The sequence below is a fragment of the Peptacetobacter hominis genome, from assembly GCF_006861675.1.
GTDB classification, from domain to species: Bacteria; Bacillota; Clostridia; order Peptostreptococcales; family Peptostreptococcaceae; genus Peptacetobacter; species Peptacetobacter hominis.
Genome location: NZ_SGJB01000003.1, coordinates 45,968 through 70,793, shown reverse-complemented (window position 1 = coordinate 70,793; position 24,826 = coordinate 45,968). Strand labels below are relative to the sequence as shown.

The following is a 24,826-nucleotide window of genomic DNA, read 5'->3' as shown; positions in this document are numbered from 1 at the left end:
AATAAACTTGACAATACTTCGATATCGAAATAATATATTTCTATATCGAAGTATTTTTTAGGAGGAATTTATATATGAACAAACTTCAGATTTTTTCACTGATTGGGCTTATTTTATACTTTGCTGTACTTTTATTCGCAGTTACAAAAGAAAAGAAAAATCACAATGTCCTGGATTACTTTTTTGCAGGAAGAACTCTTCCATTCTGGGCACTTTCTATAACTTTTATAGCCTCATGGTGGGGAGCAGGTTCCGCCATATCCACTGCCGATCTTGCATATTCAGATGGGCTTGGAGCATTCTGGTATTATGGAGTTCCAGTTCTTCTATCTACGTTTCTTATGATTATTGGTTCAAAAGCTATAAGAAGAGTCGGTTTTCTTACTCAGGGTAAAATGATGGAATCCAGATATTCAAGTGGTGTATCAAAAGTTCTTTCTGTTATGATACTTCTTTTTATGACATTCAATGCTGCATCACAGATGGTTGGGATTGGTAATTTTTTCGGAACATACCTTGGACTAAGCTATGAAATGGCTATAATAGTTGGAACAGGAATAGTTTTTATCTATTCTATATTCGGAGGGTTCAGAGGTGTTGTTCTGACAGATATTATACAGTTTGTTCTTTTATTGATTTCCGCTGTTGCTGTGTTTATTGTATCTATGAATAATGCCGGATGGTTCGATGGCATACGTTCCGCATCTGAAGCTCTTGGAAAAGATAATTACATGAGTATTACAAACGGGGCATCAAAATATCTTCCTTATATTATTACCTTTGGATGTGCATGGATGATACAGGCAAATGTATGGCAGAGAATATCAGCTGCAAAAGATGATACCGACGCAAGAAAAATGACTATTATGAGTTTCTTTGCATATATTCCGCTATATCTTATCGTAGTTTTTACTGGAATGGCTGGTATAGTATTATTTGATGAAATTCCTGAGGGAGGTATTGTTCCCGCGGTGGTTATGAACTATATGTCTCCTTTAGCTGGAGCAGTTGTGTTTATCGGTATTGCAGCTGCTATAATGTCTACAATGGACTCCCTTATAAATACGGGTGCCATGACTTTATCGATAGATCTCTATACAAAAGCTGATACAGAAGAGAAAAAACTAAAATTTTCAAGAACGGCCACTTTAATTGTAACCGCAGTCGCTCTTTTTATTTCTCTTCGTATAAGATCAATTCTTGAAATAGCATGGATTGCGTCAGATATAATAACATCTGGTATATTTATACCTCTTATCGCCGGATTTATCTGGAGAAGAGGAAATTCAAAAGGAGCTATGGCTTCTATGATTACAGGATTTATGTATTCCATATATAATCTTTTCATAAGTTTTGGAATAAATCTTCCGTCATTATGGGAACAGCAATCTGCTCTTCAGGCTATAATCGGTGTTACTCTTTCGATAATAGTATATACATCTGTAAGTCTGCTTACAGAACCTGAATACGAAAAAGCTGATAAATTCATATCTTCTGCTGGTTTTTTCAGAAAGGGGAAATAATTTTATGAGATACGATGATACACATTCACTTATTTCTCTGGTTTATAAGAATATGAACGATAATCTTACACAGAAATTATCAGATGCCGGTCTATCAAATATTGTTACCTCCCATGGTAGTATATTCAATATTTTATTTCAGGAAAAAGAACTGTCAATGAATGAAATTGCCGAAAAAATAAACAAGACTCCTCAGACAGTAACTGTTCTCGTAAAAAAACTTATCTCTATGGGGTATCTTGACAGCAGGAAATCAGATAAAGACGGTCGTTCAACTATTATTTTTCTTACACAACAAGGAATGGACCTGAAGCCGGATTTTGATCTTATATCCAAAAATATGTATGATACACGGTTTAAAGGTATAGATGAAAAAGAGATTGAGAATTTTAGAAAAACATTATATAAAATAATAAACAATCTTGAAAATAAATAGTCTAATATAAAAAGGGAACTCTGCTTTGTATTTCAGAATTTTAGTTTCTGATTATATTTTACAGATTCCCTTTTAATAATTTCTACTTTTCTAATATAGATGTGCAATGAGGACATCTAGTCGCATTTGTGTCTATTTCGCTCATACAATATGGACATTTTCTTGCATTATCGGATTTAGTCTGCTCTTCTTTCTTTACTGCAGCTGTTAGTTTGTTTACGCTTTTCATCATTATGAATACCACAAGCGCCATTATTACAAAATTAAACAATGCAGTTAAAAATTTTCCATAGCTTATTACTACATCATCCATCAATTTAAGCTGATATTTATCAAAATTCATTCCACCAAAGATTCCTATTATTGGATTTATTATATCATTTACAAGAGATCCTACAATATTTGTAAAAGCACCCCCTATGATAATCCCGACTGCCATATCCATGACATTTCCACGAGCTATAAAACTCTTGAATTCATTAAAAAAACTTTTCATATCTTTTCTCCTTTTATCTGATTACAAAAATGTGAAGAATTAACGCTGCACTAAACATAATAAGAAACCCTGAAATCATCATCCCCAACACTTTTGAATAACCTTTTGGGGTTATTTTCCCCATTTTATCAAGCTCTTTAATAATTGGATGAAGTTTCCAGAAATACGTGGCTATGGAAAGTATCATGGCTACCACTGCATATACTTTTGTAGTTTCTGTACCTGTAAAAAGTACTACCATAAGTAAAAATATAAATATAAGTTTTACACCTGCTACCCAGTACGCCATATAGTGAGCAAAAAGTTCCATCGACTCGCTTTCTTTCGCATCTCTCCACGAATCAAATACTGCTACTCCGTTTCCAAGTTTTGAATCCGGTACAAAGTATAAAATTGCCACATTTCCAGCTTCCATTATACAGAATATTATAATTGCTATTGAAAGTATATCCATTTTTTCTCCCTTTTTGTATTACAAATTATTTTGTAGCTACTACAAACTATTATTCATTATCGTAATATTATACCAAAATGCTGTTAATCTGAATAGATAAAAAGTATGCTATCTATATTTTGACAACATACTTTTCATACATAAATTTCTTATTCAGATAGTGCAAATAATATATATTAATTACTTCTAAATGAAGTTACCGTATATAATTATATAAACAATTCATTGCTTTTTTCTTTTTCGCATTCTGACTTCATTTTAATGGATGCCAGTTTTAATAATAAAGGATTTAATTTTCTTGCTTTGTCAGGACATATACTTATACATCTCATACATGATATACACTGTGTAGAATTTGTATTTTTAGGATTTTCCAACGAAATAGCTCCTGTAGGACATTCTTTTGCACAGATTCCGCATTCATTGCATAATTTACCGGCCTTTGGTTTTAATGCTACTCCTTTATATTCTCTATATGGATAATTTCCGACAAATTCAATTCTTTCATTTTTTCTACTACTATTTATTTTTTTCAGGATATCTTCAGCAAAACCTTTGAGTTCTCTTTTGTCCTTTTCATTAGGTCTTCCAGATGCAAACTGGCGCATTATAGAATGTTCTGTAACCGCAGTAACAGCTGCTATACAATTAAATCCTCTATCCTGTAAAAATTCTCCCAGCTCTCTTAATGTATCCTCATATGCCCTGTTTCCATAAGAAACAACAAGTATTGCACTTGTATTGCTTCCTCTAAAATCCTTCATTCTATCAAGAGCTATACTTGGAACCCTTCCACCGTATGAAGGAACACCTATAACACATATATCATTTTCATCAAATATATAATTTGATTCTTCATTCCTTTTGCTTAAATCGATTTCATTATAGTCTCCCATTTCATTTGCAATAAGTTTTACTATCTTTTCAGTGCTGTATGTCGGACTGAAGTATACTGCGTATAAACTCATATTCTATCCCCTGCTTTCTCTCTCTTTTATACATCTTTTTAACATTGGTTCAACCTGCTGCCAAAATAATATTACCGGTTTAACTGTACTGTCATCAAAATCGATATAATAATAATTTTTTGTTCCTTCACGCCTCATATTTATAATCCCTGCGTTTAATAATATCTTCAGATGATGAGATACCGCAGAACGTGAAACATGACTTCTCTTTTGAATTTCACCTACTCTGATTCCTCCTGTTCCACCGGTTTCAATCAGTGTTAATAATATCTCCTGACGTACCTCATCTCCCAGAATAGTCATTATCGGCCTGGCTAAATTATAGTTTTCTATAAATTTCTTCTTTTCTAATATAAAATTTTCCTCCATCTGTCCTCCTAATGGTTAATCTACTTGAACCATTATATTCTTTTGATTTATTTATTTCAATATTGGTACTGCAAATAAAGACCATTAATTTTCCTCTTTTAAAACATTTCTCTATTTGAACAGGATTTAAAATAGAATTTCTTTAAATTAAAAAAGATACTAACTTAATTAATTAGTATCTCTTTATGATAACTTTTACTATACTCTTTTACTGAATAATCCATGATGATTACAATACCAGAATACTATTCCTCTACCTCTTTTGAAAAATCTAGCTTCAGCATTTCCCTCTGGATAAAGTTTTACATATTCAAATCTGTTTCCTGTGCAGTATGCGATGAATGATATATAGTGTTTCTTTGTCATTTCATGATCTATAGTTATATAATACTCATGTTCTATCAGCTCCACATTTATATCATGCTCATCATCTATTTCCTCTGTTTCAAGTACAGGAAGATTTATTCCGCAGCATGATATTACTGCTTCTCCACTTGAATGAAGCACATTACCGCATACCGGACATACATATATTTTTGATCTCATAAGATTTGCCGATACATTGGTATTTGTTACTGTTTCACCAGTCAGAAGTTCCGGTATAGATACTTTTAATACATCAGCTATTGATTCAAGCATGGATATATCCGGAAGGCCTCTTCCTGTTTCCCATTTTGATATGGTTTTGTCGCTTATACATAATTTTTCAGCCATCTGTGCCTGTGTCATGTTCTGTTTTTCTCTAAGTGTTTTTATTGTAGTACCTGTTATATAATTGTTCATTTTGTTACCCCCGTTATTTCTCTTTTGTACATTAACTAGGATATCATCTGATTATATTAGATACAACCTACGCACAGTAGAGTTGGTATTATTTGAAATATATAGCCATAATATACTCCTCTTCATTTTCATCAACCACATTAAATCCTGCTTTTTTATACATCTTTACGGCATAGTTTTCCTTTTGAACAGATAAGGATATTCCTCTGTATCCTTTCTCTTTTACCATAAATATAAATTTATTCAGTAATTCTGTGCCAATTCCTTTTCCTCTATAATTTTTGTATAAAGACATGGCAAGCGAAGGAATATCCTCCTCTATATGACCATAATCGTCGGTTATTCTAGCCCATATCGCTCCCACTATTTTTCCATCAATTTCAGCTACAAGAGCAGTATCGTGCTCTGACTTTCCAAAATCGGATATATATTTCTGAAGTTCTGGAATATATATGACAGCTCTTGGTGGAGGGTTTACCCCCTCTGGAACGTATATAGCTTCATATAAAAAATCCTCAAGTAAATCAAAATCCTCTTTCTCCATAGTTCTTATATAGTATTTCATTTTCAACTCTCCTCATACTTTTTTATAACTATTCTACTCTATATTTTCCTTTTATTATTTGACTTTGGTAAGTCATTATACATTTGTAACTTATCTCTTCAATATCTGATAACCGTTTCAAAATAAATTTAATCTATTCTCTAATTAGCACCATGATATCGCCTCATAATAATTTATTCATATACTTTCTAAGATAATCATATCTTTTTTATTGAGTTTATTCAACATACAAAACTGCAACACGTCTTGATATTGCTAAATCAAAAGAATATAATTTTAATTAATAATAACATCATAGATTGGAGACTTTTATGGAACAGATTTTAATTATAGAAGATGATATTTCCCTAAATCAGGGATTATGTCGTGCTCTTAAATCCGAAAATAGACAGATTATTTCATGTGTTAATATTAACATGGCAAAAGATCAAATATCATGTAGTATACCAAATCTTATAATTTTAGACATAAATCTTCCAGATGGAAATGGATTGGATTTTTTAAAAGAAATAAGAAAATATGATAAATATATTCCTGTAATTCTACTTACAGCCAATGATACTGATATAGATATTGTAAACGGTCTTGAACAAGGTGCCGATGATTACATAACAAAACCTTTTTCTCTCTCTATTTTAAGAGCAAGAGTAAATACCCAGCTTAGGAGAAATTCTCTTAATATACAGGATAATACTATTAATATAGATGGCTTTTCCTTCAACTTTGAAAAGATGATTTTTCGTATAAATAATACTCCTGTGGAATTAAGTAAAACAGAACAGAAACTTCTAAGAATACTTGTCGAAAATAGAGGAAATACTATGAAACGCAGTACTCTTATAGATTATATCTGGACAGATAATGCTGAATATGTTGATGAAAATGCTCTTTCTGTTACAATTAAGCGACTTAGAGATAAATTGAATGCTTACAATTATATACATACAGTCTATGGAATTGGCTATATATGGGTGAAGAAATGATTGGTTTAATTTTTTTAGTTATTATATGTATAATAATATCTGTTCTGATTATTTATATTAATCATTGTCGCACAAAAAGATTAATGGATTCTCTAGAAAAAATGATTGATTCTGCAATTGAAGGTAATAATATTGAAACAAAATTTGATGAAAGTCGTTTATCTGCATTAGAAACAAAATTTTACAATTATATATCTTCGCTATCAGTTTCAGCGAATAACACGGCTATAGAAAAAGATAATATTAAAACTCTGATTTCAGATATATCTCATCAGACTAAAACTCCTATTGCAAATCTTCTTCTACATAGTGAACTTATATGTGAAGACGAAACTTTACCTGAATCTATAAAAAGTGATATAAGTATTATACGAGAGCAAACTGAAAAATTACACTTTCTTATTGATTCACTTATAAAACTGTCTCGATTAGAAAATGGAATTTTGTCTCTTTCACCATTGAGAAACTCTGTTCAAATAATTTTTGATGATATTTTTAATCAATATAATTGCAAAGCTAATAACAAAGGTCTTTCACTTATTATAAAACCTACACAGGCTACAGCTATATTTGATTTTAAATGGACAGTAGAAGCTATTGGAAATATTGTTGACAATGCAATAAAATATACAGAAAATGGAACTATTGTTATAAATGCCACTGAATATGAGCTCTTCACAAGAATAGATATAACTGATACAGGTATTGGTATTGATGAATCAGAACAACCCAAAGTATTTTCAAGGTTTTATCGTTCTGAATCTGTCAGAGAAAATGATGGTGTTGGAATAGGACTCTATCTTGTAAGAAAAATTATTTCCAGTGAAGGCGGATATATAAAACTTATTTCAAAAAAAGGGTGTGGATCCACTTTTTCAGTATTTCTTCAAAGATAATATAAATTCTTACAAAAGTGTTAGAATTTATTTTCTATGTGAAATATTTTGGAAAGATTTTTATTAGATAGTCTGTATATAAAGATAAATAATATCTTTACATACAGATTTTTTTATGGAGGTGCATATTTATGAATATATTACAGGCAAACAATCTTACAAAGATATATGGCTCAGCTGAAAATTCAGTTTATGCTTTAAATGGAGTTAGCCTTTCTGTTAAAAAAGGTGAATTTGTAGCTGTTGTAGGGACATCCGGCTCCGGTAAATCGACTTTATTACATATGTTGGGTGGTCTTGATAGACCAACTTCTGGAAATGTTGTTGTTGATGGAAATGATATTTTTTCTTTGAAAGATGAAGCTCTTACTATATTCAGACGCAGAAAAATAGGATTTGTATTTCAAAACTATAACCTTGTTCCTGTATTGAATGTTTATGAAAATATAGTCCTTCCAATACAACTTGATGGAAATACCCCAGATAAGAATTTTATAAATAGTATAGTCGAAACATTAGGACTTGAAAATAAACTTGAAAATCTGCCGGGAAATCTTTCCGGGGGTCAGCAGCAACGTGTTGCTATAGCAAGAGCTCTTGCTTCAAAGCCTGCCATCATTCTCGCTGATGAACCTACTGGAAATCTGGATTCAAAAACAAGTCAGGATGTACTTGGTCTGCTTAAGGTTACAAGTCAAAAGTATTCTCAAACTATTGTCATGATTACTCACAATGAGGAAATTGCACAACTTGCAGACCGTATAATACGAATAGAAGATGGATCAATTGTAAATAGCTAGGAGGTATCAATATGAAAGTTAAAAATAAACAATGCATACGTAATCTTAGTTTTAAACAATTTAAATTCTCCAGAAATAGAAATATAGTAGCAGCTTTTGCAATTGCTCTTACTACGATATTATTTACATCATTATTTACAATTGCTGTTTCTATAAATGATGGTTTTCAACAATATAATTTTCGTCAATGTGGTGGATGGAATCATGGTACTTTTAAGTATCTTACTGAAGAACAATTTAATGAATTAAAGACAGATTCACTTATAAAAGAATGGGGAATGCGTAGATTTGTAGGAATGCCAAAAGAAATCCCTTTTAATAAATCTCATGTTGAAATAGGCTATTCAGATGCCAATCAGGCACATTTTATGTATTGTGATCCCATAAAGGGAAGACTTCCAAAAGAAGGTACAAATGAAGCAGCTACAGATACAAAGGTTTTACAATTGCTGGGTATAAAACCAGAATTAGGTAAACAGTTTACTGTTACATTCGATGTTGATGGTCATACAGTCACAGAAACTTTCACACTGTGTGGATGGTGGGAATATGACGAGGCTATCATAGCAAATCATATTCTAATTCCTCAAAGTAGAGCTGAAAAAATTTATAGTGAGGTAGGACTTATTCCTGGATATGCTAAAGATGGTATGACAGGTACCTGGAATCTTGATGTAATGTTCAAAAACTCAATTAATATAAATAAAAATATAAAACAGGTTCTTCATAATCATGGTTATCAGAATGAAAAAAAAGCTGATAATTATATTTCAACTGGGGAAAACTGGGGATATAGTTCATCTCAGTTTTTCGAAAATGCAGATCCAGTTACTCTAATGGGTATAATAGCCATTATTTCTATTATTATATTTACGGGATATCTTATAATTTATAATGTATTTCAGATATCTGTAGTGAATGATATACGCTTCTACGGGTTATTGAAAACAATAGGAACAACTCCTAAACAGATAAAAAAAATTATTATTTATCAGGCTATGATGATATGTATTATCGGAATTCCTGTTGGTCTTGTTGTCGGATGGTTTATTGGCTCTGCTCTCACACCTATTATAATTTCACAGCTTGATTCAATTATAAATACTGTTTCTATAAATCCTGTTATATTTATAGCTTCAACTCTGTTTGCACTTTTTACTGTTATCATTTCATGTAGGCGACCTGGAAAAATAGCTGCAAAAGTATCACCAATAGAAGCCGTAAAATATACAGAGGTAAATAATATCAGGAAAAAATCGAAAAAATCAAGAGGAAAAGTTTCTTTGACTTCAATGGCAATGTCAAATCTTGGTCGTAATAAAGGAAAAACTATTATAACAATACTTTCTCTTTCACTTGCAGTTATTCTATTGAATTTCACTGTTATATTTACTAAAAGTTTTAACATGGATAAGTATTTATCAAATTTTGTAGCAACTGACTTTATAGTTGCTGATTCCTCATATTTTCAATCAGAAGGTTTCTTTGATACTGATGCTTCACTTGATACAGATAGTATTGATGATATTTCTTCACTTGATGGAATTACTGGCAAAGGTAAGGTTTATGGAAAAACTTCTCCTATATATCAATTTATAACAGAAGATTACTATAGAAAATTCAACAGCTCATGGTTAAGTTCTGATGAAATTAAAACAAATTTAAAAAACAAACAAAAGACATCTGATGGTATGTTAGTTGATAAGGCTCAACTTTATGGAATGGATTCCTTTATACTGGATCAGCTGAAAGTACATTCTGGAGATATTACAAAATTACGTGATTCTAATAAAAAATATATTGCCGCTGTTTATATGGAGGATGATTATAATAAACTCATACCTGAAAGTAATTGGGCAAAATTGGGCGATACAGTTAAACTTCGCTATGTAGATGAATTGGAATACTATAACCCAGATACAGGAGAAATTTACACAGATGATGTTAATCTTGATGAAGTTCCTAAATGGAGAGAACGAGCTAAAAAATATAGGGATGTTGAATATACAGTCGCTGCTATAGTAACCATTCCATCGGCATTGGATTATCGTTACTATGGTTCAAATGAGTTTGTTCTTAATAGCGATAATTTTATACAGGATTCTGGTACAGATAATGTTATGTATTATACATTTAACTCTACAGATAAATCGAATACGGAAATAGAGAAATTTCTTTCTGATTATACAAAAAACCAACATCCTGAACTTGATTATGAAAGTAAAGAATCCTATAAATCTGAATTTGAAAGTTTTCGTTCTATGTTTGTTATACGGGGTGGAACTTTATGTTTCATAGTTGGTGTTGTAGGGATTTTAAACTTTTTCAATGCTGTACTTACAAGTATCTTATCAAGAAAACGTGAATTTGCTATGCTTCAATCCGTTGGCATGACTGGAAAACAACTTAGAAAAATGCTTATCTATGAAGGAATATATTACGTAATTGGAACAGGATTTGCTTCTATTATTATAACTATCATTATAGGACCATTTATAGGTTCTTCAATGGAAAATATGTTATGGTTTTTTACATATAATTTTACTATAATACCTATAATATTATTACTTGTTATTTTTATGATTCTTGGGTTAATTATACCTATAATAATCTATCACTTTGTATCAAAAGCAACTATAGTTGAACGACTTAGAGAATCAGAATAATAAAATGATAAAAAACTCTCTGCAAATATACAGAGAGTTTTTTTCATTTATTTTTCCGTAAGCTGTTTAACTATTTCATCGTATTCCGGAGCACCAAGGAAGTTCTGTATTAGAACTATCTGTGCATTTGGATTACTGTGTTTTGCTCTTTCTCCAAGTTCGTTGTGAGTTACAACAAGGTCTGCATCTGCTGGTATTGATGAAACCGGCGAATGAACAACTTCAACATCCACTCCTGCTTCTTTAAGCTTTTTGCGTAGAACTGTAGCTCCCATTGCACTTGATCCCATACCTGCATCACATGCAAATACTATTTTATTTACTTCAGAGGCTGATTTTTTAACCTCAGATACTTCATTTTCAACTTTTATACCTTTACTTTCCTGTTTCATTTCCTGCATTTTCTTCTGAGATTCTTCTATATCTCCATCTTTTCCAGTAAGCTTTAATATTGGAAGAGCTATTGCAAATGATACTGCACCTGCTGACAGAACACCTGCAAGCACTGGTATATATCCACCTTTTGGACACATAGCAAGTATAGCTATTATGCTACCTGGTGATGCAGGAGCTGTTAGTCCTGAACCAAGAAGAACGTTTACGAATACTCCTGTTGCTCCACCTGCTATTGCTGCAAGTATAAGTACAGGGTTCATTAGTATATATGGGAAGTATATTTCGTGTATACCACCAAAGAAATGTATTATAGCTGCTCCAGGAGCTGAACTTTTTGCAGATCCTTTACCTGCAAGACAGTACGCAAGAAGTATACCTATACCAGGACCAGGGTTTGCTTCAAGAAGGAAGAACACTGATTTTCCAAATTCTTCAATCTGCTGTATTCCCATTGGTGAGAATATTCCATGGTTTATAGCATTGTTAAGGAATAATACCTTCGCAGGCTCTATAAGTATACTTGCAAGTGGAAGTAAGTTTCTCTGAACGAAGAAGTTTACTCCCGCTTCCATAGCTGAGTTAAGTGCTGATACAAGTGGTGTTACACCAAGCATTGCAATTACAGCAAGTATTGCACCTAGTATTCCCAGTGAGAAGTTGTTTACAAGCATTTCAAATCCTGCTTTTACTTTTCCATCTATAGCCTGGTCGAATTTTTTCATTATCCAAGCTGATAAAGGTCCAACTATCATCGCTCCCATAAACATCGGTATATCTGCTCCTACTATTACACCCATAGTAGCTATTGCCCCTATTACTCCACCTCTTGTGTCGTGTATCATTTTTCCACCAGTATAAGCTATAAGAAGTGGTAATAGATATGTAGACATCGGCGATACAAGTTCCGCAAGCTTCTCATTTGGAAGCCATCCTGTTTCTATAAAAAGTGCTGTTATAAGTCCCCATGCTATAAATGCCCCAATGACAGGCATTACCATTCCACTCAGGAAACGCCCCATCACCTGAATTTTTTCTTTCATAAATTTATCCTCCTGTTATATATGAATAATTTTATGACATGTCATTTTCTATGATTTTATTATATTGCCCCAAGCAATCGTTTTCAATTTTAAGAAATGACATCTTTGGCATCAGGAGATAGTGACATTAGTTTGTAAATGCTGAAACCACTATTGTTTATAATAAAAAATCCGCTGCCCTTAATCTAGACAACGGATTTTTTAATTTTAAAATTAATAACCACTAATTTTATACCTTAAAATTATATTTGCAGTAAATTCTACTCACTTTTTTCAATATGTTTAAGAAAAGCCTCGCAGCCTTCAACTATATCATCATATGTAACATCAAAATTTCCTGTGTACCAAGGATCTGCTATATCTCTTTTGCTTCCTGCAAATTCAAGAAGTTTGTATATTTTTTTATCCTTGTCCTCACCAGTTATCTTTTTTATATTTGTTACATTCCTATCATCCATTACAAGCAGATAGTCATATTCTTTGTAGTCTTTTTTAGTTACCTGTCTTGCGTATTTTCCTGATGTAGATATTCCGTACTGTGCAAGTTTGTTTCTTGTCCCAGTATGTACCGGATTTCCTATTTCTTCTCTACTTGTCGCTGCTGATTCTATATGGAATCTGTCAGCTATGTTTCTTTTTTCTACCATGTCCTTTAGAACAAATTCAGCCATCGGTGAACGGCAGATGTTACCGTGGCAGATAAATAATACTCTAATCATCTTTTTATATCTCCATTTAAGTCTTGTATTTCTTCTCAAACGCTTGATATTTCAGGGTTTTCCGACTTTTGAGTTTTCCTTTCTTTTCAAGGTATCTTCTCAAATCTTCTCATATTTTCTTATGTTTTTCCCTGCAATCTTGGTAAATCCATTGGTAAAGCAAGCGTCCTTACCAACGGGCTTTTTTAACTATTCGCTATCCGATATACTTCTTCCTTTGCATCATCAAAATTCACATGGGTGTAAGTGTTCAAGGTTACACTGATGTCTGCGTGACCCATGATATACTGCAAGGTTTTCGGATTCATCCCGGATTTTGCCATATTAGAGCAAAAGGTGTGCCTGCATACATGAGGGGTAACTTTCGGCATCTGGATACGGTAAATCCTGTTGTATTTCTGAATGATATGCTCCAGATACTTTTCCCAGTGAAGGGCAACCATCGGCATATCGTTTTTATCCAGAAACAAAAATCCTGCACATCCTTCCACCATCGGTTCAACTTTTGGTGTCTTGCGGTTGGCAATGATTCTGCGAAAACACGCTGCGACAGCTTTCGTCATCGGCACATAGCGGATGCCTTTGTCAGTTTTTGGTTCTTCAATTACATACTGCATCTGTGCAGTACGCTGTAACTGATGGTCTACCTTGATACGCATTTCTCCAAACTCGATTTCTGAAACCGTCAGTCCACAGAACTCTGAGATACGAAGCCCTGTGTGAAAAAGAATATAGATTGCATCATAGTATCTGCTAAAATGTTTATCTTCCTGAATAAACTTTAGCAAATCTCTCTGCTGCTTTCGGGTAATCGCTTCTCTGGTAACAGAATCATTGACAATGACGGATGCAAGCTCAAATTCAAATGGATTTTTACGAAGCAAATCTTCGTCTACCGCCATCTGAAATGCTGGTCTGAGGACTCCCCGGATAGAATGAATGGAACTGTATCCCCGCCCATCAATTTGTTGGAGCTTAGTCAACCATGCCTTGGCGTCTGACAAACGCACCTTATCAATTCGCAGATTCCCAAAAACTCTCTTTTTTCAGCATATTGATGACCGTTTTATATCCGGCAACCGTATTGTGACGAACTCCTGTTTTCAATGAAACATACTTTTCTACCAGTTCCAAAACAGTATAGTTGCCACCGTTGGTTACGATACGGTCAAACAAATCCGCTTCAATCTGTTTTTCTTTCTCACGCAGGGAAGGCTCCCGCTTCTTCCCTTTTGGCATTGGATCATTCTTGTCCAAACGCCAACTGTATACATTTTTCTCTTTTCCGTCCTCATCAATATAGCGGAACCGATACCTCCCATCTTTACGCTGGTACTCGCCCTCTCGCAAAATCCGATTACGGTTATCTCGTCTTTTCTCACTCATCGTGAACTCTCCTTTCAAAAAAAGAGAGCCAGACTTGCACTCTTATCATAGCACAAATTCAGCTCTCCGCATAGTTATATCATGTGAAATCGGTAAATCTGTCAGCTCTGTTTACACAACAGTAGCCTGATCCAGATACCTCTCAAATTTCTCACGCTTAATGAGGGCACGATTGCCGTTCATCACATAAAAATCCTCATTGGGATGTGTGTCAATAAGCGTTCTCAATTTTCCTTCGCCGATATGATAATATCTGGCTGCTTCCTCAATGGTAAGCGTATATCTACGCCACACTGGAATATCCGAGTAATTTTTTCCTTCAATATTCAGCTTATTATTCGCCATAGGCAGTTATCCTCCATGCATGAAAATAGCCAGACAGAGGGTGTCGGCAACGAAGTCCGGCAACGGGCTTCAAAAGACCTTGCAAACAATCTCAATCTGGCGATGGTTACTATTTATACTTTTCTTTTATTTTTCTGTTGTTTTGGTTGTTATAAGGGAGAAAAGCCCGCAGTTATGGGATTTTCCCCGGCAACCGGCTCGGCAACGGGATAGCAACAGGGGGTGCAACGGGCTGTCATTTTCAGAATGGAAGCTCCATCTGTTCTGTGACCTCCACAAAACCGTCCACCGTTTTTTCAGACAGGTTGCTGGAGTCAGTTGCCGGGTTTTCACGCTCCCAGCCCTTTTGTCTGCCATATTCTGAAAACATTCTTGGGTTCGGGAAGTACCGCCAGCGGTCAATGCTCTGGTTCATAATCTCGTTGATTTCCCGGATTTCCCATTGCTTCGGTTCGTCAAAGGCATGGTTCAAGGCTTCCTTGTAGAGCTGCTTGGAACAGACCATGCTCCCGGTGTACTTATCAAGATACGCCTGTATCATTCCGGCTTTGGTGTCCTCCGGCATAAAATCCCGCTGGTGTTCTTTGAGATACCGCTGCATGGCGGGGCTGAAAGCCAGCTTGAACCTGCCGCTTCGGTAAATCTCCATCGTTTCCGCCCACATCTGCTCGATATAGGCTCTGGAAGCAGCTTCGTCCTCCAAAATGTGAACCTCGGCTTGCTCCGGGTACACCATGACGGGGATAAAGCGGCGGTTGCCGGAACGGTCAAGGGGAAGAAAATCAAGGGCATTGGAAGTGCCGCCAAACACGCACTGACGAGGACGGTCTGCCGGGTGGGTTTCATAGGGTATCTTGTAAACCTCTTTCTGCCGGCTTAAAAATGACTTGATTTCCTCAATGCTCTTGGCGTTGGCGGTTGCCATCATTTCCGACATTTCGATAATCCAGTGACCTTGTAGCTTGCGGTACACATTGTCATCGTCCAGCTTCCGCAAATCATCGGAGAACCACTCATCCCGGATTGCCAGCAGACGGAAGAAGGTGGACTTGCCAGCCCCCTGACCGCCTACCAGACAGAGCATGATTTCAAACTTGCATCCCGGCTGAAAGGCTCGTGAGATTGCACCCAGCAGGAACAGCTTCAACGCTTCATAGGTGTAATCGTCTGCGTCAGCCCCCAGAAAGTGCCGCAGGCAGAAAGGGTTTCGTTCTGTCCCGTCCCACACAAGGGTATTAAGATAGTCCCGGATGGGATGGTACTTGTTTTCATTCGCCACAATCCCGATGGCGTTATCAATCTTCTTCTCATTGGTAAGCCCGTAGGTTTCTTCCAGATAGAGAAGAAGATACTTCATATCCGTATCATTCAGGGCGGTGCTTTCTCTGTGGAAGCCGATGGGCTTTATGATGTCCTTGCGGTCGGTCAGGATGTTGTATGCGATAGCCCCGGAAAGCAGCGGGGCACGCTGGAATACGGTCAGGCAGTTCCGTATGCTCTGACGGACACCGCCTTTCTCAGTAGTTTCCAGCCCCGCCTTGATTTCCTCAATACTCTGGGGCGGCGACATGGCGTTCATGGTGTTTTTTAGTTCTTGCTGCGTCTGCGGTTGCAAGCTCTGCCATTCGCTGTTCAATCTGTATCACATCCTTTCCGTAGTCCGTAATCAAAGCTGCTTTTTCCTCTGTCTCCCCGAACAACAGCACATCCAGCAGATATTCCACTTGGGCTTGCTTCTGTAAGGCTTCCACAAACCGGGGATGAAAGGCTTCCTCTGGGGAGTGCGGGGCGTAGTCTTTTCTCCATGCCATAAGCAAGTGATGGTAATCGGCAAGAATACAAAAGCAGCGGTTCTTTGCTTCCTGAAACTGTTCCTCCGGGGATTTCTGCCGGGGCTTGGGCTTTTTTGCCTTTCCCGGCGGTTTCCAGTCCTCATAGGAAAGCCCGAAGTCCTGTGCCAGTTGTACGGCGGCTTCTTTCTTTCCCAGCCCATACAGGGCGGCGGCAAAATCAATCACATCCCCATCCGCACCGCAGCCGAAGCAGTGGTAACGCTGATCCAGCTTCATGCTTGGGGTTTTATCGTGATGGAACGGACAGCAAGCCATCCCGTTCCGACCTACATGGATTCCATAATGCTCCGCAGCCTGTATTGTTGTGACTGACTGCTTCACAGCTTCAAATACATTCAAATCTATCCCTCCTTGAAAAAAAGAAAAGCACCTGACATTCTCTGATTGAAAATGGCAAGTGCCTGTTAAAGTTCCATATCCTGTTGTCTGTGTTTCGTCTGTGCTGGGGCGGTTCTTTGTGCTTTTTTCTCATCTGCCTTATCCTGCAAGACTTCCTTGATGGGCTGCTTCTTGGGCGGCTCTTTGCTTTCCTTTGTGCCGGGTGTGGCTTTCCGTACCCAGTAGCGGATGTCCCGCAGCTTCTTCAAATCCTCTTGTACCTCGGTCAGCGGTACTTTCATCTCTGCGATTTCTTCCAGAAGTGTTTCCTGCTCCTGTTGCAGTTCCTTTTGAGTGCTGTCCTTATCGTCCGGGTGCTTGGCAAGGTAGGCAGCGGCTTTCTCATATCGGGCAACCTCCGGGTGTTCCTGTTTGAATTTTTCCTTTGTTTTCTTAAAAAATATCTTCTGGTACTTCTCATAGACAGGCTTACATTCCTTGCAGTCTGTCCGGCTGGCAAGAATCCCGTCAATCACTTTGCTTCGGGCTTCCTTTGGCTTCATCTGATTGCGGTAATCGGCTGCTGATTTCCCGGAAGATTCCAGAAATGCTTCTAAGTCCTCCACAGTAGAAAGCCCTTTTTGCCGGAGATAGGACAGGGCTTCGCTGACTGCTTTTAAGTCCTGTGAAGTCCCCCTGTTCTGTCCAGCCCTTGTCCAGTCCTTCCGTTCTTCCTTTCGTATCTCCATATACTTCATCAGCAGATTGGGAAGAAGTGTCGCTTCCTCCGCCGCTTTTTGTGCAAGCAGCTCTTTCCGTTTTTCTCCCAGCTCGGTAATCCAGCCTTTGAGGTTTTGGATAAGCTGCCGGATGGACTTCATCAGGCGGTTGGCGGTTTTGATTTCCCGGTTCAGGTTGCCGATATTCGTCTGGATACCACGCTTTTCCATCTGCCGGACAGAAGCCCCCTCATGGACAGTAGGGACTATATAAAGCCCCTGTTTGGCATAGGAACGCAAGTCCACACGCTCCGGGCGGTCATTGGCTTCCAGATAGCGGTTCTGGATGACTTCCCATTCATGCCGCCAGATTTCGCAATACTTCTGGTCGTTCCAGTCAACCGTATCCTCCTTGTGGCTTTTCCATCTGCCGGACGGAAGTTTTATCCGTTCCCCGTTTTCGTCAAGGTCATAAACCTTGCGGCTCTTGGGAAGCCATTTCCCATGTTCGTCCATTGCTCTCATAGTCAACAGGACATGGGCGTGGGGATTGTGTCCCGGCGGATGGGGGTCATGGATGGCAAAGTCAGCAATCATGCTTTTTGAAACAAACTGCTGCTGGCAAAACTCCCGGACAAGGACAGCGTACTGGTCGGGCGGTATCTCTCTTGGGATGGTAAGCACCCACCGCCTTGCAAGCTGAGAGTTCCATTGTTTTTCCACCGCTTCGGCGGCGTTCCATAAGGTATTGCGGTCTGCATATGACCGTGGGGCATTTGCCGGGAGCAGGATTTCATTATGGACGATACCACGCTTTTCCGGGTAGTGCTTCACTTGCTGGTCGTATTCACAGAACAGCTTTTCGCCACTTTGATAAGCAGCGGCGGCAACCGCAGACTGCCGCTGGCTGCGCTGAACAATCGTGATTTCGTTGTGTGGACAGGGCATTTCGTGTCCCTCCTTTCGGTAATTGGTGGATGGGGTGGCGTTTTACCACCTCATTTTGAGCAGAAAAAAAGCAGGAGACCTTTTTTCAGATTTCCTGCTCGGTGTTCCGCTGTGTGGGCGGCGGGTATTTAGTTGTAAAAGTTCGGTACAAGTTGACCCGATGTAAAGCTAACAAACTGAAATTTGACTTGCCTATTTTCTTAAAATCTCATGTGGAGCTTCTATTTCATTTGCCAAGGTATGCTCTGTTAATTCTGACATCAATTTCAATTTTTTATTAATCAATGGTCGCATACAATTAGGAACATGTTCCTGATGCGCTCTGTGGATTGCTACACATTCCTTACAGTTTCCGTGATAACGACAGGCTTTCAGGCAAGGACAGTGATCTTTGTCTTTATACTCCTTACGAAATTCCGCTGCAAATTCTTCTTGCAGTCTCAGCCCCTCGATACGGTTTCCCTTATGAAATTCTACCATTGCATCCAGTTCTTTCTGGTTCCCTTCAATCTTCATGTTATTATAGCGCCTCCATTTCAACTATTCCTCATTTTCTGATAAATTACGATTTATTGCTGACTTTATTATACTTTATTGCCTATCGAAAAGATAGCATATTTTATAAAACTTGTCGGCTGGGAACAGCTTGCAATGTAAGGTGTCCCCAGATGGCAAGTCCACAAAAGTAGCTGGCGGCAGCCAGCGCAGGGGAAGCGTAGCGTCTCCTGTTTGATTTGAAGCAGACCATGGCTGCGGAAAATCACAGCCCTCCGGCGAGGAGCCTTCGGAGAACGCAATGCACCAACCTCTGGGTGGTGTATAATTGCGCCCTTAGTAAACTAAGGGGTTTCCGGCTTCTCCCGTTCCAGCAGTTTTTTCAATAGTTCCTGCGTGTCCTGCCTGTGAAAAATGAGTTTCAACAACAGCATGACATCATCATCTGTCAGGCGTTCCGGCTCTTGCAGAAAACTTTCCAGCATACCGCCACGGGTACAGAGCCGGTGCGTCCGTTCCTTTCGGGTAAGCTGCTTTAACTGGTGCTGCAATGCCTTTTCATCATTGATGGCTTTCCGCAGTTTCTTTTCGCTTTTCTCCAACTCCCAGTTGAGCTTTTCCAGCTTTGAGGTATCAGGCAAGGGCAGCGTCCTCCTTTCCCGGTATCAGCACATAAATCCTGTTTGGTTCTCCAACGCCCTGACGCACCCGCATGATAAGTCCGGCGGTTTCCAGTTCATTCAGATAACGCTTGACCGTCATGGGACTGCGGGACAGGACTGCGGCAATGGCTGTAACAGGGAAGCAGACAAACAGGATTCCGTTCTCATCCTCCTGTCCTTTAGAGAGCATAGCGTCCAGCATCCGGCAGTACATAACCTTTGCGGTGCTGCTGACTGGAAATCCTGTCAATGCTCTGGGAAATGGCATACAGGGCGGCAATGGTGTGTCTATCGTCATAAATTCAAAATTCATTCGGTGTGTTCCTCCTTTTTCTTGGCTCGTTTGGATAAATAACGGGGGCAGTCAACCACAACCGCCCGGAAGCTCTGCTTGCACCCATGCTGGCATTTCCGGCATAATTCGTTGTAAGTGACACGCCCCCGGTCATTGAGGTAAAAGGAAAGCTCATGTTTCCTCTTTTTGCTCATTCTCGGCATATTGTGTTTCCTCCCGTTTTCGTGTATGGTTTCGGGGCGATTTTCGGCAAAAATACAGCCATAGAGCCGCTTAAAATCTCCCGAAGTATCAGCGATAGGGTAGACTATGCCCCTATCAGATTGTCGTGTTTCGGTATCATTTCGGTGTCAGTTCGCCAGTTCTCCCCGGTGTCGTTCCTCCCCTGAATCTCACAGCGGCGTATCGCTCCCTTTGGTACGCTCGTTTTGGTCAGGGTTCCTCCACATCCCTGCCAAAAGTCATGGCACTACATCGCCGGGGAAGCATATCCCACACAGGCTGGTCATTCGATTGGAATAATCCATCGATGAACTACCTGTATCATAGAACATTTTTGTGCCCTGTGCCGTATGTCCACAAAGTAGGAATTAAGGGTAAAAATCAGAAATTTCCACGATTGCGGAAAGTGTGATATAATCCAGTTAAGCGGCAGCAATGAAACCGTTGGAAAGGAGCGTGTGCCCATGAAAGGAGCGACAAGCATACAGGAACGCCTTTGGGAACTACGCAAGGACAAAGGCTTAAATCTGGAAGAATTATCAGAGTTGACGGGTATTTCCAAATCAGCTCTTGGAAGTTATGAAAAAGAGGATTATAAGGAAATCAATCATGGCAACCTCATCACGCTGGCAGACTTCTATGGAGTTTCCGTTGATTATCTGCTGTGCCGGACAGAGAACAGGGAGCAGATCAACACGCCATTGACGGAACTGCATTTGAATGATGAGATGGTCGCACTTCTGAAAAGCGGTCGGATTAACAACCGTCTGCTCTGTGAGCTTGCCACACATAAAGATTTTATCAAGTTTCTTGCAGATATTGAGATTTATGTAGACGGGATTGCCACTATGCAGATTCAAAACCTCAATGCACTTGTCGATACTGTCCGGCATGAAATCATTGAACGGTATCGCCCCGGCGAAGATGACCCACATTTGAAGGTGCTGCAAGCTGCCCATATCAGCGATGATGAGTATTTCAGCCACATGGTTCTGGATGACCTCAACCGGATTATCCGGTATATTCGGGAAGCCCACAAAAAGGACAGTGAGAGTGCGCCCCAGACCACTGTTGCCGATGAACTGAAAGAAAATCTGGAAGCGGTCGAAAATTTCAAGGGCAGCCGGGATGAAAAGTTGGTTGTCCTTTACTGCAAGCAGATCGGCATCAACTATAAAAATCTGTCAGACGAAGAATTTCGCTGGCTGATTCGGATTCTCAAAAAATCAAAGAAAATGGGAACGCCTATCAGCCAGAGGAAAAAAGGTAAGGGAAAACCGCTGTTGCATGGTTTGTTGGCTCCCATGTAGCAGCGGTTTGTGCTGTGGTTATTCAGTTGAAAATCAGAACGGCAAACTGGAATTGTCTAAAATAGTAAAGCCGTACCGCTTACGATTTTTTCTTTTACTGCTGAAACAGTATCTTTGATTGAGTGCGCAGTTGTATCTATAACATTTAATTCATAGATTCCTAAATTAGAAAATTGTTTCCACATTGTTTCAACTAATTCAACATTTGTTTCTCTATCTAACTTTGAGCGTTCGATATCTCGCTTCATAGTTTCTTCTTTACTTGCCCTTAAAACGATATAGTGTACTTCATAATGCTCTTGAACAATGTTGAGCCACGGCTCTAAAAACCACGGTCCTACAATGCCATCTACAATTACATCATATCCACCACGAACATATCGCTTCGCAGCTTCTAAAAATGCTTCAATGACAACCAAATTTTGCTCATTTGATTCTGGCAAATGTGGTGGTATTGCCCCTTTACTCAAATAATGGTAAAAGTCATCTGTGTGCATATGCACAGACTTTTCTAAATCTGATTCTTTTGCAACAGCAGATGCCGTTGTAGTTTTCCCTGTTCCCGGCGAACCTGTGATTACAATAATTCTACCTTGATTCATCTATGTTTTACCTTCCCAACTTCTAATTTTTTACATCATATCCCAAAAGCCTTGTCGTACTCAATAACTCCATTTAATTTGTTTTGACTTCCGTTAAGATTAAGTGCCATAAAACTTTCATCGTCAACTTCAAATGGCGCTTTTATTCCACACTCACTTGCCGGAATATATCCTGCCTTTGGATAGTATTTGGAATGTCCCAAAACAACTGAATATTCATATCCCAATTTATGTGCTATACTGTGTCCTTCTTTCATCAAAGATAATCCGATTCCCCTGTTCTGATAATCGGGTAATACAGAAAGAGGGGCAAGCGCAAGAACCTCAACCCCTTGAACAACTGCTTTTGTAAAAAGAATATGTCCTACAATTTTTTCGTCCTCGACAGCAACAAGAGAAAGTTCCGGAATAAACGATTTGCTTTTTCTTAACGCAGCAACTAAGTTCTGTTCATTTCCATCTGTATATTCAGCATTTTCAAATGCTTCTTTTACAACATGATATACCGTATCATAATCTTCCGGTCTTTCTTGTCTTATAATCAAAATAGATACCTCCATAGTTTTAAGTTTTTTTACAATTACAGGAAATAGCAAATCTACTATCTACCTCTCAATTTTTATGGCTCTGACAATGATAATATCCGGGATTTCTTTATTAAAATAGCATTCTTCGTAAAATCCGTCTATGACAAAACCAGTATCAAAACACAGATTAAAAATATCCTGTAAAGAACGATGATAATAACATTGTTTTTGTGGCTGTCCTTCAATCGCAATATCGTAATAGCTGTGCGGCGTCATATATTTTTCTGTAAGCGTTACAAAACAGGGGTGCTGTGTCGCAAATACAAATACTCCGTTATCCTCAAGCAATTTATAAACAGAGGTAAAAAGCGGCTTAATGTCTGTAATATCCATGACCGCCATGTTTGAGACTGCTTTTGTAAATGGCTTATTTCTTTTTAATGCCATCAGACTTGTTTCATTCGTAGCGTCTGCTACACAAAACTCAATGTGATTAGCATACCGTTTTTGGCGCTTTTTTGCCAGTTCCACCATTTTTTCACTATAATCAAAAGCCAAAACAGAGACAGCTTTTTCTGCAAGATATGCAGAATAATTTCCATTCCCACAGGCAATATCTAAAATATAATCTGTTGGATCAGGATTTAGAAGCTCTGTTACTTTTGAACGGACAACTTCTCTGTGAAAATCATTTGATTCATCCCCCATTGAACAATCCCAAAATTCAGCGTTCTGATTCCAGATTGCTTTACTTTCTTCTTTTGAATACTGTATAATATCCTCTTTCTGCAAAATTACTTTTTCTCCTTCGCCGCATGGCTCCTGAAATGCGTGATAATGATGTTCCAATATTTCATCTGTTATCACAAACGGCGAATTGGCATTTAAGACCTGATTTCTTTTATATAGCCTTTTTTGCAAAAGCTCCTTACTGGCTTTCATATAGACAAGTTCCGTTTCAGCGCCTGCTTTTTTGATCTGCTCTTTATAAAAATTTCGATTTTCCTTACTCCAGAAACTAAAATCAATCACAACGTCTTTTCCCTGCTGAATCAGGGACAGCAGCTTTTTTTGAAGCGCAGCCTCCACCTGCTCTGACAATTTTTCATATTGTTCTTCCGGATAATCAATTCCCTTTCTCCCATAAAGTTTCCACATTTCTTCATCAATGGAAAGTCTGATATATCCTTCCTGTTCTTTTTTCTTGGCGTAAGTAGTCTTTCCAGAACCACATACGCCGCACATCATAATAACTTTGCTCATAAAACTCCTTTTCTTTTTCCGAAACGGCATCTATCAATTTGCACTACACAACAGAAAGTTCTTCAATCGCTTTATCTAAAAAAATCATACCGTCCAGATGTTCCAGCTCATGGCAGAAGCATTTTGCCATTTCATCTTCTCCGTCAACTATAATTTCCTCTCCATATTCATTGAGTGCCTGAATCGTGACCTTTTGTGGACGAATTGTTTTTACAAAACGGTTCGGGAAACTAAGGCATCCCTCAACACATTCCTGCACACCGCTTTGGCTTATCATTTTCGGATTTACAAGTTTTAATCGTGTATCGTTAAAATCAATGACAACCAACCTTTTCAAAACGCCAACCTGATTTGCTGCCAGTGCAGCTCCATTTTCTGTTTCATGTAATGTATCAAGCATATCATCTAAGAGCTGCCTGATTTTATCATCAACTTTTAGGACAGCTTTACATTTTTTTCTTAATATAGGGTCGCTGTCATAACGAAGAAATCTTGTTGCCACTTTTTACCTCCTGTCTGCTGCTGTCAGCTCTTGATTTTCTCAAACTTACACCAAATAAAAATACCTCCTCAATGGCACACTCAAATACTTTAGAAATATCATATGCAAGCCAGATAGATGGTTCAAATTTTTCTGTTTCTATGGCATTTATCGCCTGCCTTGAAGCTCCAACCAGTTCTCCTAATTGCTCTTGCGTCAGCCCTCGCTGTTCTCGCAATTCTTTTATTCTGTTTTTCATAGTTCCTCCAAAAGTAAGGTTAACATTACAATAATTATATATGTTTT

The 24,826-nt window shown here is 38.0% G+C and carries 29 protein-coding genes; 7 read left to right on the top strand and 22 right to left on the bottom strand.

All coding sequences use genetic code 11. The features are described from left to right. The first annotated feature begins 74 nt into the window (after positions 1-74). Positions 75-1,523, top strand: a complete 1,449-nt coding sequence (locus tag EXD82_RS02405; protein ID WP_142535320.1) for a sodium:solute symporter family protein — start codon at positions 75-77, stop codon at positions 1,521-1,523. A 4-nt stretch (positions 1,524-1,527) separates the two neighbouring features. Continuing rightward, on the top strand, positions 1,528-1,959 hold the full coding sequence (locus EXD82_RS02400; RefSeq protein WP_142535319.1) for a MarR family winged helix-turn-helix transcriptional regulator: 432 nt from the start codon (positions 1,528-1,530) through the stop codon (positions 1,957-1,959). 82 nt (positions 1,960-2,041) lie between these two features. Here EXD82_RS02400 and mscL read toward each other — a convergent pair whose 3' ends face one another. From mscL to EXD82_RS02370, 6 genes are all read right to left on the bottom strand, one after another. Further along, the gene (gene mscL / locus EXD82_RS02395; RefSeq protein ID WP_142535318.1) at positions 2,042-2,455 is read right to left on the bottom strand and encodes a large conductance mechanosensitive channel protein MscL; all 414 of its coding nucleotides are present in this window, start codon (positions 2,453-2,455) and stop codon (positions 2,042-2,044) included. 13 nt (positions 2,456-2,468) lie between these two features. After that, complete coding sequence (locus tag EXD82_RS02390) at positions 2,469-2,909, bottom strand: hypothetical protein (RefSeq protein WP_142535317.1); 441 nt, start codon at positions 2,907-2,909, stop codon at positions 2,469-2,471. Between the two features lie 209 nt (positions 2,910-3,118). Continuing rightward, positions 3,119-3,877 (bottom strand): EFR1 family ferrodoxin, encoded by a 759-nt coding sequence (locus EXD82_RS02385; protein WP_142535316.1) that lies wholly within the window; start codon positions 3,875-3,877, stop codon positions 3,119-3,121. 3 nt (positions 3,878-3,880) lie between these two features. Further along, positions 3,881-4,246, bottom strand: a complete 366-nt coding sequence (locus tag EXD82_RS02380; protein WP_142535315.1) for an ArsR/SmtB family transcription factor — start codon at positions 4,244-4,246, stop codon at positions 3,881-3,883. A 198-nt stretch (positions 4,247-4,444) separates the two neighbouring features. Then, on the bottom strand, positions 4,445-5,029 hold the full coding sequence (locus EXD82_RS02375) for a helix-turn-helix domain-containing protein (protein WP_142535314.1): 585 nt from the start codon (positions 5,027-5,029) through the stop codon (positions 4,445-4,447). Between the two features lie 88 nt (positions 5,030-5,117). Beyond that, a complete protein-coding gene (locus EXD82_RS02370) occupies positions 5,118-5,594 on the bottom strand; it encodes a GNAT family N-acetyltransferase (protein ID WP_142535313.1) in 477 nt (158 codons plus the stop codon). Between the two features lie 311 nt (positions 5,595-5,905). Between EXD82_RS02370 and EXD82_RS02365 the strand changes: the two genes are divergently transcribed. The 4 genes from EXD82_RS02365 (at position 5,906) to EXD82_RS02350 (ending at position 10,939) form a co-directional block, all read left to right on the top strand. Continuing rightward, on the top strand, positions 5,906-6,577 hold the full coding sequence (locus EXD82_RS02365) for a response regulator transcription factor (protein WP_142535312.1): 672 nt from the start codon (positions 5,906-5,908) through the stop codon (positions 6,575-6,577). Next, positions 6,562-7,473 (top strand): sensor histidine kinase, encoded by a 912-nt coding sequence (locus EXD82_RS02360; protein ID WP_246081990.1) that lies wholly within the window; start codon positions 6,562-6,564, stop codon positions 7,471-7,473. Before EXD82_RS02365 ends, EXD82_RS02360 begins: the two co-directional genes overlap by 16 nt. Before the next feature lie 131 nt (positions 7,474-7,604). Beyond that, entirely contained in the window at positions 7,605-8,273 is a 669-nt protein-coding gene (locus EXD82_RS02355) for an ABC transporter ATP-binding protein (protein ID WP_142535311.1), read from the top strand. 11 nt (positions 8,274-8,284) lie between these two features. Continuing rightward, positions 8,285-10,939 (top strand): ABC transporter permease, encoded by a 2,655-nt coding sequence (locus EXD82_RS02350; RefSeq protein WP_142535310.1) that lies wholly within the window; start codon positions 8,285-8,287, stop codon positions 10,937-10,939. A gap of 47 nt (positions 10,940-10,986) precedes the next feature. On the opposite strand, the gene EXD82_RS02345 is transcribed toward EXD82_RS02350, so the two are convergent. The 11 genes from EXD82_RS02345 to EXD82_RS02295 form a co-directional block, all read right to left on the bottom strand. Continuing rightward, a complete protein-coding gene (locus tag EXD82_RS02345; RefSeq protein ID WP_142535309.1) occupies positions 10,987-12,375 on the bottom strand; it encodes a PTS mannitol transporter subunit IICB in 1,389 nt (462 codons plus the stop codon). Between the two features lie 260 nt (positions 12,376-12,635). Continuing rightward, a complete protein-coding gene (locus EXD82_RS02340; RefSeq protein ID WP_142535308.1) occupies positions 12,636-13,094 on the bottom strand; it encodes a low molecular weight protein-tyrosine-phosphatase in 459 nt (152 codons plus the stop codon). A gap of 185 nt (positions 13,095-13,279) precedes the next feature. After that, a complete protein-coding gene (locus EXD82_RS10515; RefSeq protein WP_330573682.1) occupies positions 13,280-13,996 on the bottom strand; it encodes a site-specific integrase in 717 nt (238 codons plus the stop codon). Positions 13,997-14,108: 112 nt separating this feature from the next. Beyond that, positions 14,109-14,480 (bottom strand): integrase DNA-binding domain-containing protein, encoded by a 372-nt coding sequence (locus EXD82_RS10510; RefSeq protein ID WP_330573681.1) that lies wholly within the window; start codon positions 14,478-14,480, stop codon positions 14,109-14,111. Positions 14,481-14,591: 111 nt separating this feature from the next. Beyond that, positions 14,592-14,825, bottom strand: a complete 234-nt coding sequence (locus tag EXD82_RS02330) for an excisionase (protein ID WP_142535307.1) — start codon at positions 14,823-14,825, stop codon at positions 14,592-14,594. Positions 14,826-15,066: 241 nt separating this feature from the next. Beyond that, entirely contained in the window at positions 15,067-16,395 is a 1,329-nt protein-coding gene (locus EXD82_RS02320; protein WP_456299523.1) for a VapE domain-containing protein, read from the bottom strand. After that, the gene (locus EXD82_RS02315) at positions 16,373-17,017 is read right to left on the bottom strand and encodes a CHC2 zinc finger domain-containing protein (protein WP_142535306.1); all 645 of its coding nucleotides are present in this window, start codon (positions 17,015-17,017) and stop codon (positions 16,373-16,375) included. The genes EXD82_RS02320 and EXD82_RS02315 overlap by 23 nt, the downstream gene beginning before the upstream one ends. 65 nt (positions 17,018-17,082) lie before the next feature. Further along, positions 17,083-18,663 (bottom strand): MobQ family relaxase, encoded by a 1,581-nt coding sequence (gene mobQ / locus EXD82_RS02310; RefSeq protein WP_142535305.1) that lies wholly within the window; start codon positions 18,661-18,663, stop codon positions 17,083-17,085. A 192-nt stretch (positions 18,664-18,855) separates the two neighbouring features. Then, entirely contained in the window at positions 18,856-19,179 is a 324-nt protein-coding gene (locus EXD82_RS02305) for an LPS biosynthesis protein (RefSeq protein WP_142535304.1), read from the bottom strand. A gap of 323 nt (positions 19,180-19,502) precedes the next feature. After that, on the bottom strand, positions 19,503-19,799 hold the full coding sequence (locus tag EXD82_RS02300) for a DUF3847 domain-containing protein (protein WP_117788184.1): 297 nt from the start codon (positions 19,797-19,799) through the stop codon (positions 19,503-19,505). After that, positions 19,792-20,133: a DeoR family transcriptional regulator gene (locus EXD82_RS02295; protein ID WP_142535303.1), complete on the bottom strand. Its 342-nt coding sequence runs from the start codon at positions 20,131-20,133 to the stop codon at positions 19,792-19,794. Before EXD82_RS02295 ends, EXD82_RS02300 begins: the two co-directional genes overlap by 8 nt. Positions 20,134-20,801: 668 nt before the next feature. Here EXD82_RS02295 and EXD82_RS02280 point away from each other — a divergent pair. After that, positions 20,802-21,647, top strand: a complete 846-nt coding sequence (locus tag EXD82_RS02280) for a helix-turn-helix domain-containing protein (RefSeq protein ID WP_142535302.1) — start codon at positions 20,802-20,804, stop codon at positions 21,645-21,647. A gap of 56 nt (positions 21,648-21,703) precedes the next feature. On the opposite strand, the gene EXD82_RS02275 is transcribed toward EXD82_RS02280, so the two are convergent. Genes EXD82_RS02275 through EXD82_RS02255 form a run of 5 tightly spaced genes read right to left on the bottom strand, consistent with a single transcriptional unit; the run spans position 21,704 to position 24,779 of the window. Further along, positions 21,704-22,249, bottom strand: coding sequence for an AAA family ATPase (locus tag EXD82_RS02275; RefSeq protein ID WP_142535301.1), 546 nt, complete (start codon positions 22,247-22,249; stop codon positions 21,704-21,706). A gap of 35 nt (positions 22,250-22,284) precedes the next feature. Further along, complete coding sequence (locus tag EXD82_RS02270) at positions 22,285-22,794, bottom strand: GNAT family N-acetyltransferase (protein WP_008981868.1); 510 nt, start codon at positions 22,792-22,794, stop codon at positions 22,285-22,287. Between the two features lie 60 nt (positions 22,795-22,854). Beyond that, entirely contained in the window at positions 22,855-24,039 is a 1,185-nt protein-coding gene (locus tag EXD82_RS10475) for an AAA family ATPase (protein ID WP_174919132.1), read from the bottom strand. 43 nt (positions 24,040-24,082) lie between these two features. Then, positions 24,083-24,541 (bottom strand): peptide deformylase, encoded by a 459-nt coding sequence (gene def, locus EXD82_RS02260; RefSeq protein WP_033126562.1) that lies wholly within the window; start codon positions 24,539-24,541, stop codon positions 24,083-24,085. After that, the gene (locus EXD82_RS02255) at positions 24,516-24,779 is read right to left on the bottom strand and encodes a helix-turn-helix transcriptional regulator (RefSeq protein ID WP_142535300.1); all 264 of its coding nucleotides are present in this window, start codon (positions 24,777-24,779) and stop codon (positions 24,516-24,518) included. Before EXD82_RS02255 ends, def begins: the two co-directional genes overlap by 26 nt. Positions 24,780-24,826 lie beyond the last annotated feature (47 nt).

Excerpts from the sequence above, each read along its gene's own strand:
- EXD82_RS02280 (WP_142535302.1), top strand. The coding sequence starts at position 20,802 with ATGAAAGGAGCGACAAGCATACAGGAACGCCTTTGGGAACTACGCAAG.
- EXD82_RS02330 (WP_142535307.1), bottom strand. The coding sequence starts at position 14,825 with ATGGCGAATAATAAGCTGAATATTGAAGGAAAAAATTACTCGGATATT.
- EXD82_RS10475 (WP_174919132.1), bottom strand. The coding sequence starts at position 24,039 with ATGAGCAAAGTTATTATGATGTGCGGCGTATGTGGTTCTGGAAAGACT.
- EXD82_RS02385 (WP_142535316.1), bottom strand. The coding sequence starts at position 3,877 with ATGAGTTTATACGCAGTATACTTCAGTCCGACATACAGCACTGAAAAG.
- EXD82_RS02255 (WP_142535300.1), bottom strand. The coding sequence starts at position 24,779 with ATGAAAAACAGAATAAAAGAATTGCGAGAACAGCGAGGGCTGACGCAA.
- EXD82_RS10510 (WP_330573681.1), bottom strand. The coding sequence starts at position 14,480 with ATGAGTGAGAAAAGACGAGATAACCGTAATCGGATTTTGCGAGAGGGC.
- EXD82_RS02350 (WP_142535310.1), top strand. The coding sequence starts at position 8,285 with ATGAAAGTTAAAAATAAACAATGCATACGTAATCTTAGTTTTAAACAA.
- EXD82_RS02365 (WP_142535312.1), top strand. The coding sequence starts at position 5,906 with ATGGAACAGATTTTAATTATAGAAGATGATATTTCCCTAAATCAGGGA.
- EXD82_RS02320 (WP_456299523.1), bottom strand. The coding sequence starts at position 16,395 with ATGTCGCCGCCCCAGAGTATTGAGGAAATCAAGGCGGGGCTGGAAACT.
- mobQ (WP_142535305.1), bottom strand. The coding sequence starts at position 18,663 with ATGCCCTGTCCACACAACGAAATCACGATTGTTCAGCGCAGCCAGCGG.
- EXD82_RS02275 (WP_142535301.1), bottom strand. The coding sequence starts at position 22,249 with ATGAATCAAGGTAGAATTATTGTAATCACAGGTTCGCCGGGAACAGGG.
- EXD82_RS02355 (WP_142535311.1), top strand. The coding sequence starts at position 7,605 with ATGAATATATTACAGGCAAACAATCTTACAAAGATATATGGCTCAGCT.
- EXD82_RS02370 (WP_142535313.1), bottom strand. The coding sequence starts at position 5,594 with ATGAAATACTATATAAGAACTATGGAGAAAGAGGATTTTGATTTACTT.
- EXD82_RS02380 (WP_142535315.1), bottom strand. The coding sequence starts at position 4,246 with ATGGAGGAAAATTTTATATTAGAAAAGAAGAAATTTATAGAAAACTAT.
- EXD82_RS02405 (WP_142535320.1), top strand. The coding sequence starts at position 75 with ATGAACAAACTTCAGATTTTTTCACTGATTGGGCTTATTTTATACTTT.
- EXD82_RS02295 (WP_142535303.1), bottom strand. The coding sequence starts at position 20,133 with ATGAATTTTGAATTTATGACGATAGACACACCATTGCCGCCCTGTATG.
- EXD82_RS02305 (WP_142535304.1), bottom strand. The coding sequence starts at position 19,179 with ATGAAGATTGAAGGGAACCAGAAAGAACTGGATGCAATGGTAGAATTT.
- EXD82_RS10515 (WP_330573682.1), bottom strand. The coding sequence starts at position 13,996 with ATGGCGGTAGACGAAGATTTGCTTCGTAAAAATCCATTTGAATTTGAG.
- EXD82_RS02390 (WP_142535317.1), bottom strand. The coding sequence starts at position 2,909 with ATGGATATACTTTCAATAGCAATTATAATATTCTGTATAATGGAAGCT.
- EXD82_RS02345 (WP_142535309.1), bottom strand. The coding sequence starts at position 12,375 with ATGAAAGAAAAAATTCAGGTGATGGGGCGTTTCCTGAGTGGAATGGTA.
- EXD82_RS02400 (WP_142535319.1), top strand. The coding sequence starts at position 1,528 with ATGAGATACGATGATACACATTCACTTATTTCTCTGGTTTATAAGAAT.
- EXD82_RS02340 (WP_142535308.1), bottom strand. The coding sequence starts at position 13,094 with ATGATTAGAGTATTATTTATCTGCCACGGTAACATCTGCCGTTCACCG.
- EXD82_RS02360 (WP_246081990.1), top strand. The coding sequence starts at position 6,562 with ATGGGTGAAGAAATGATTGGTTTAATTTTTTTAGTTATTATATGTATA.
- EXD82_RS02375 (WP_142535314.1), bottom strand. The coding sequence starts at position 5,029 with ATGAACAATTATATAACAGGTACTACAATAAAAACACTTAGAGAAAAA.
- mscL (WP_142535318.1), bottom strand. The coding sequence starts at position 2,455 with ATGAAAAGTTTTTTTAATGAATTCAAGAGTTTTATAGCTCGTGGAAAT.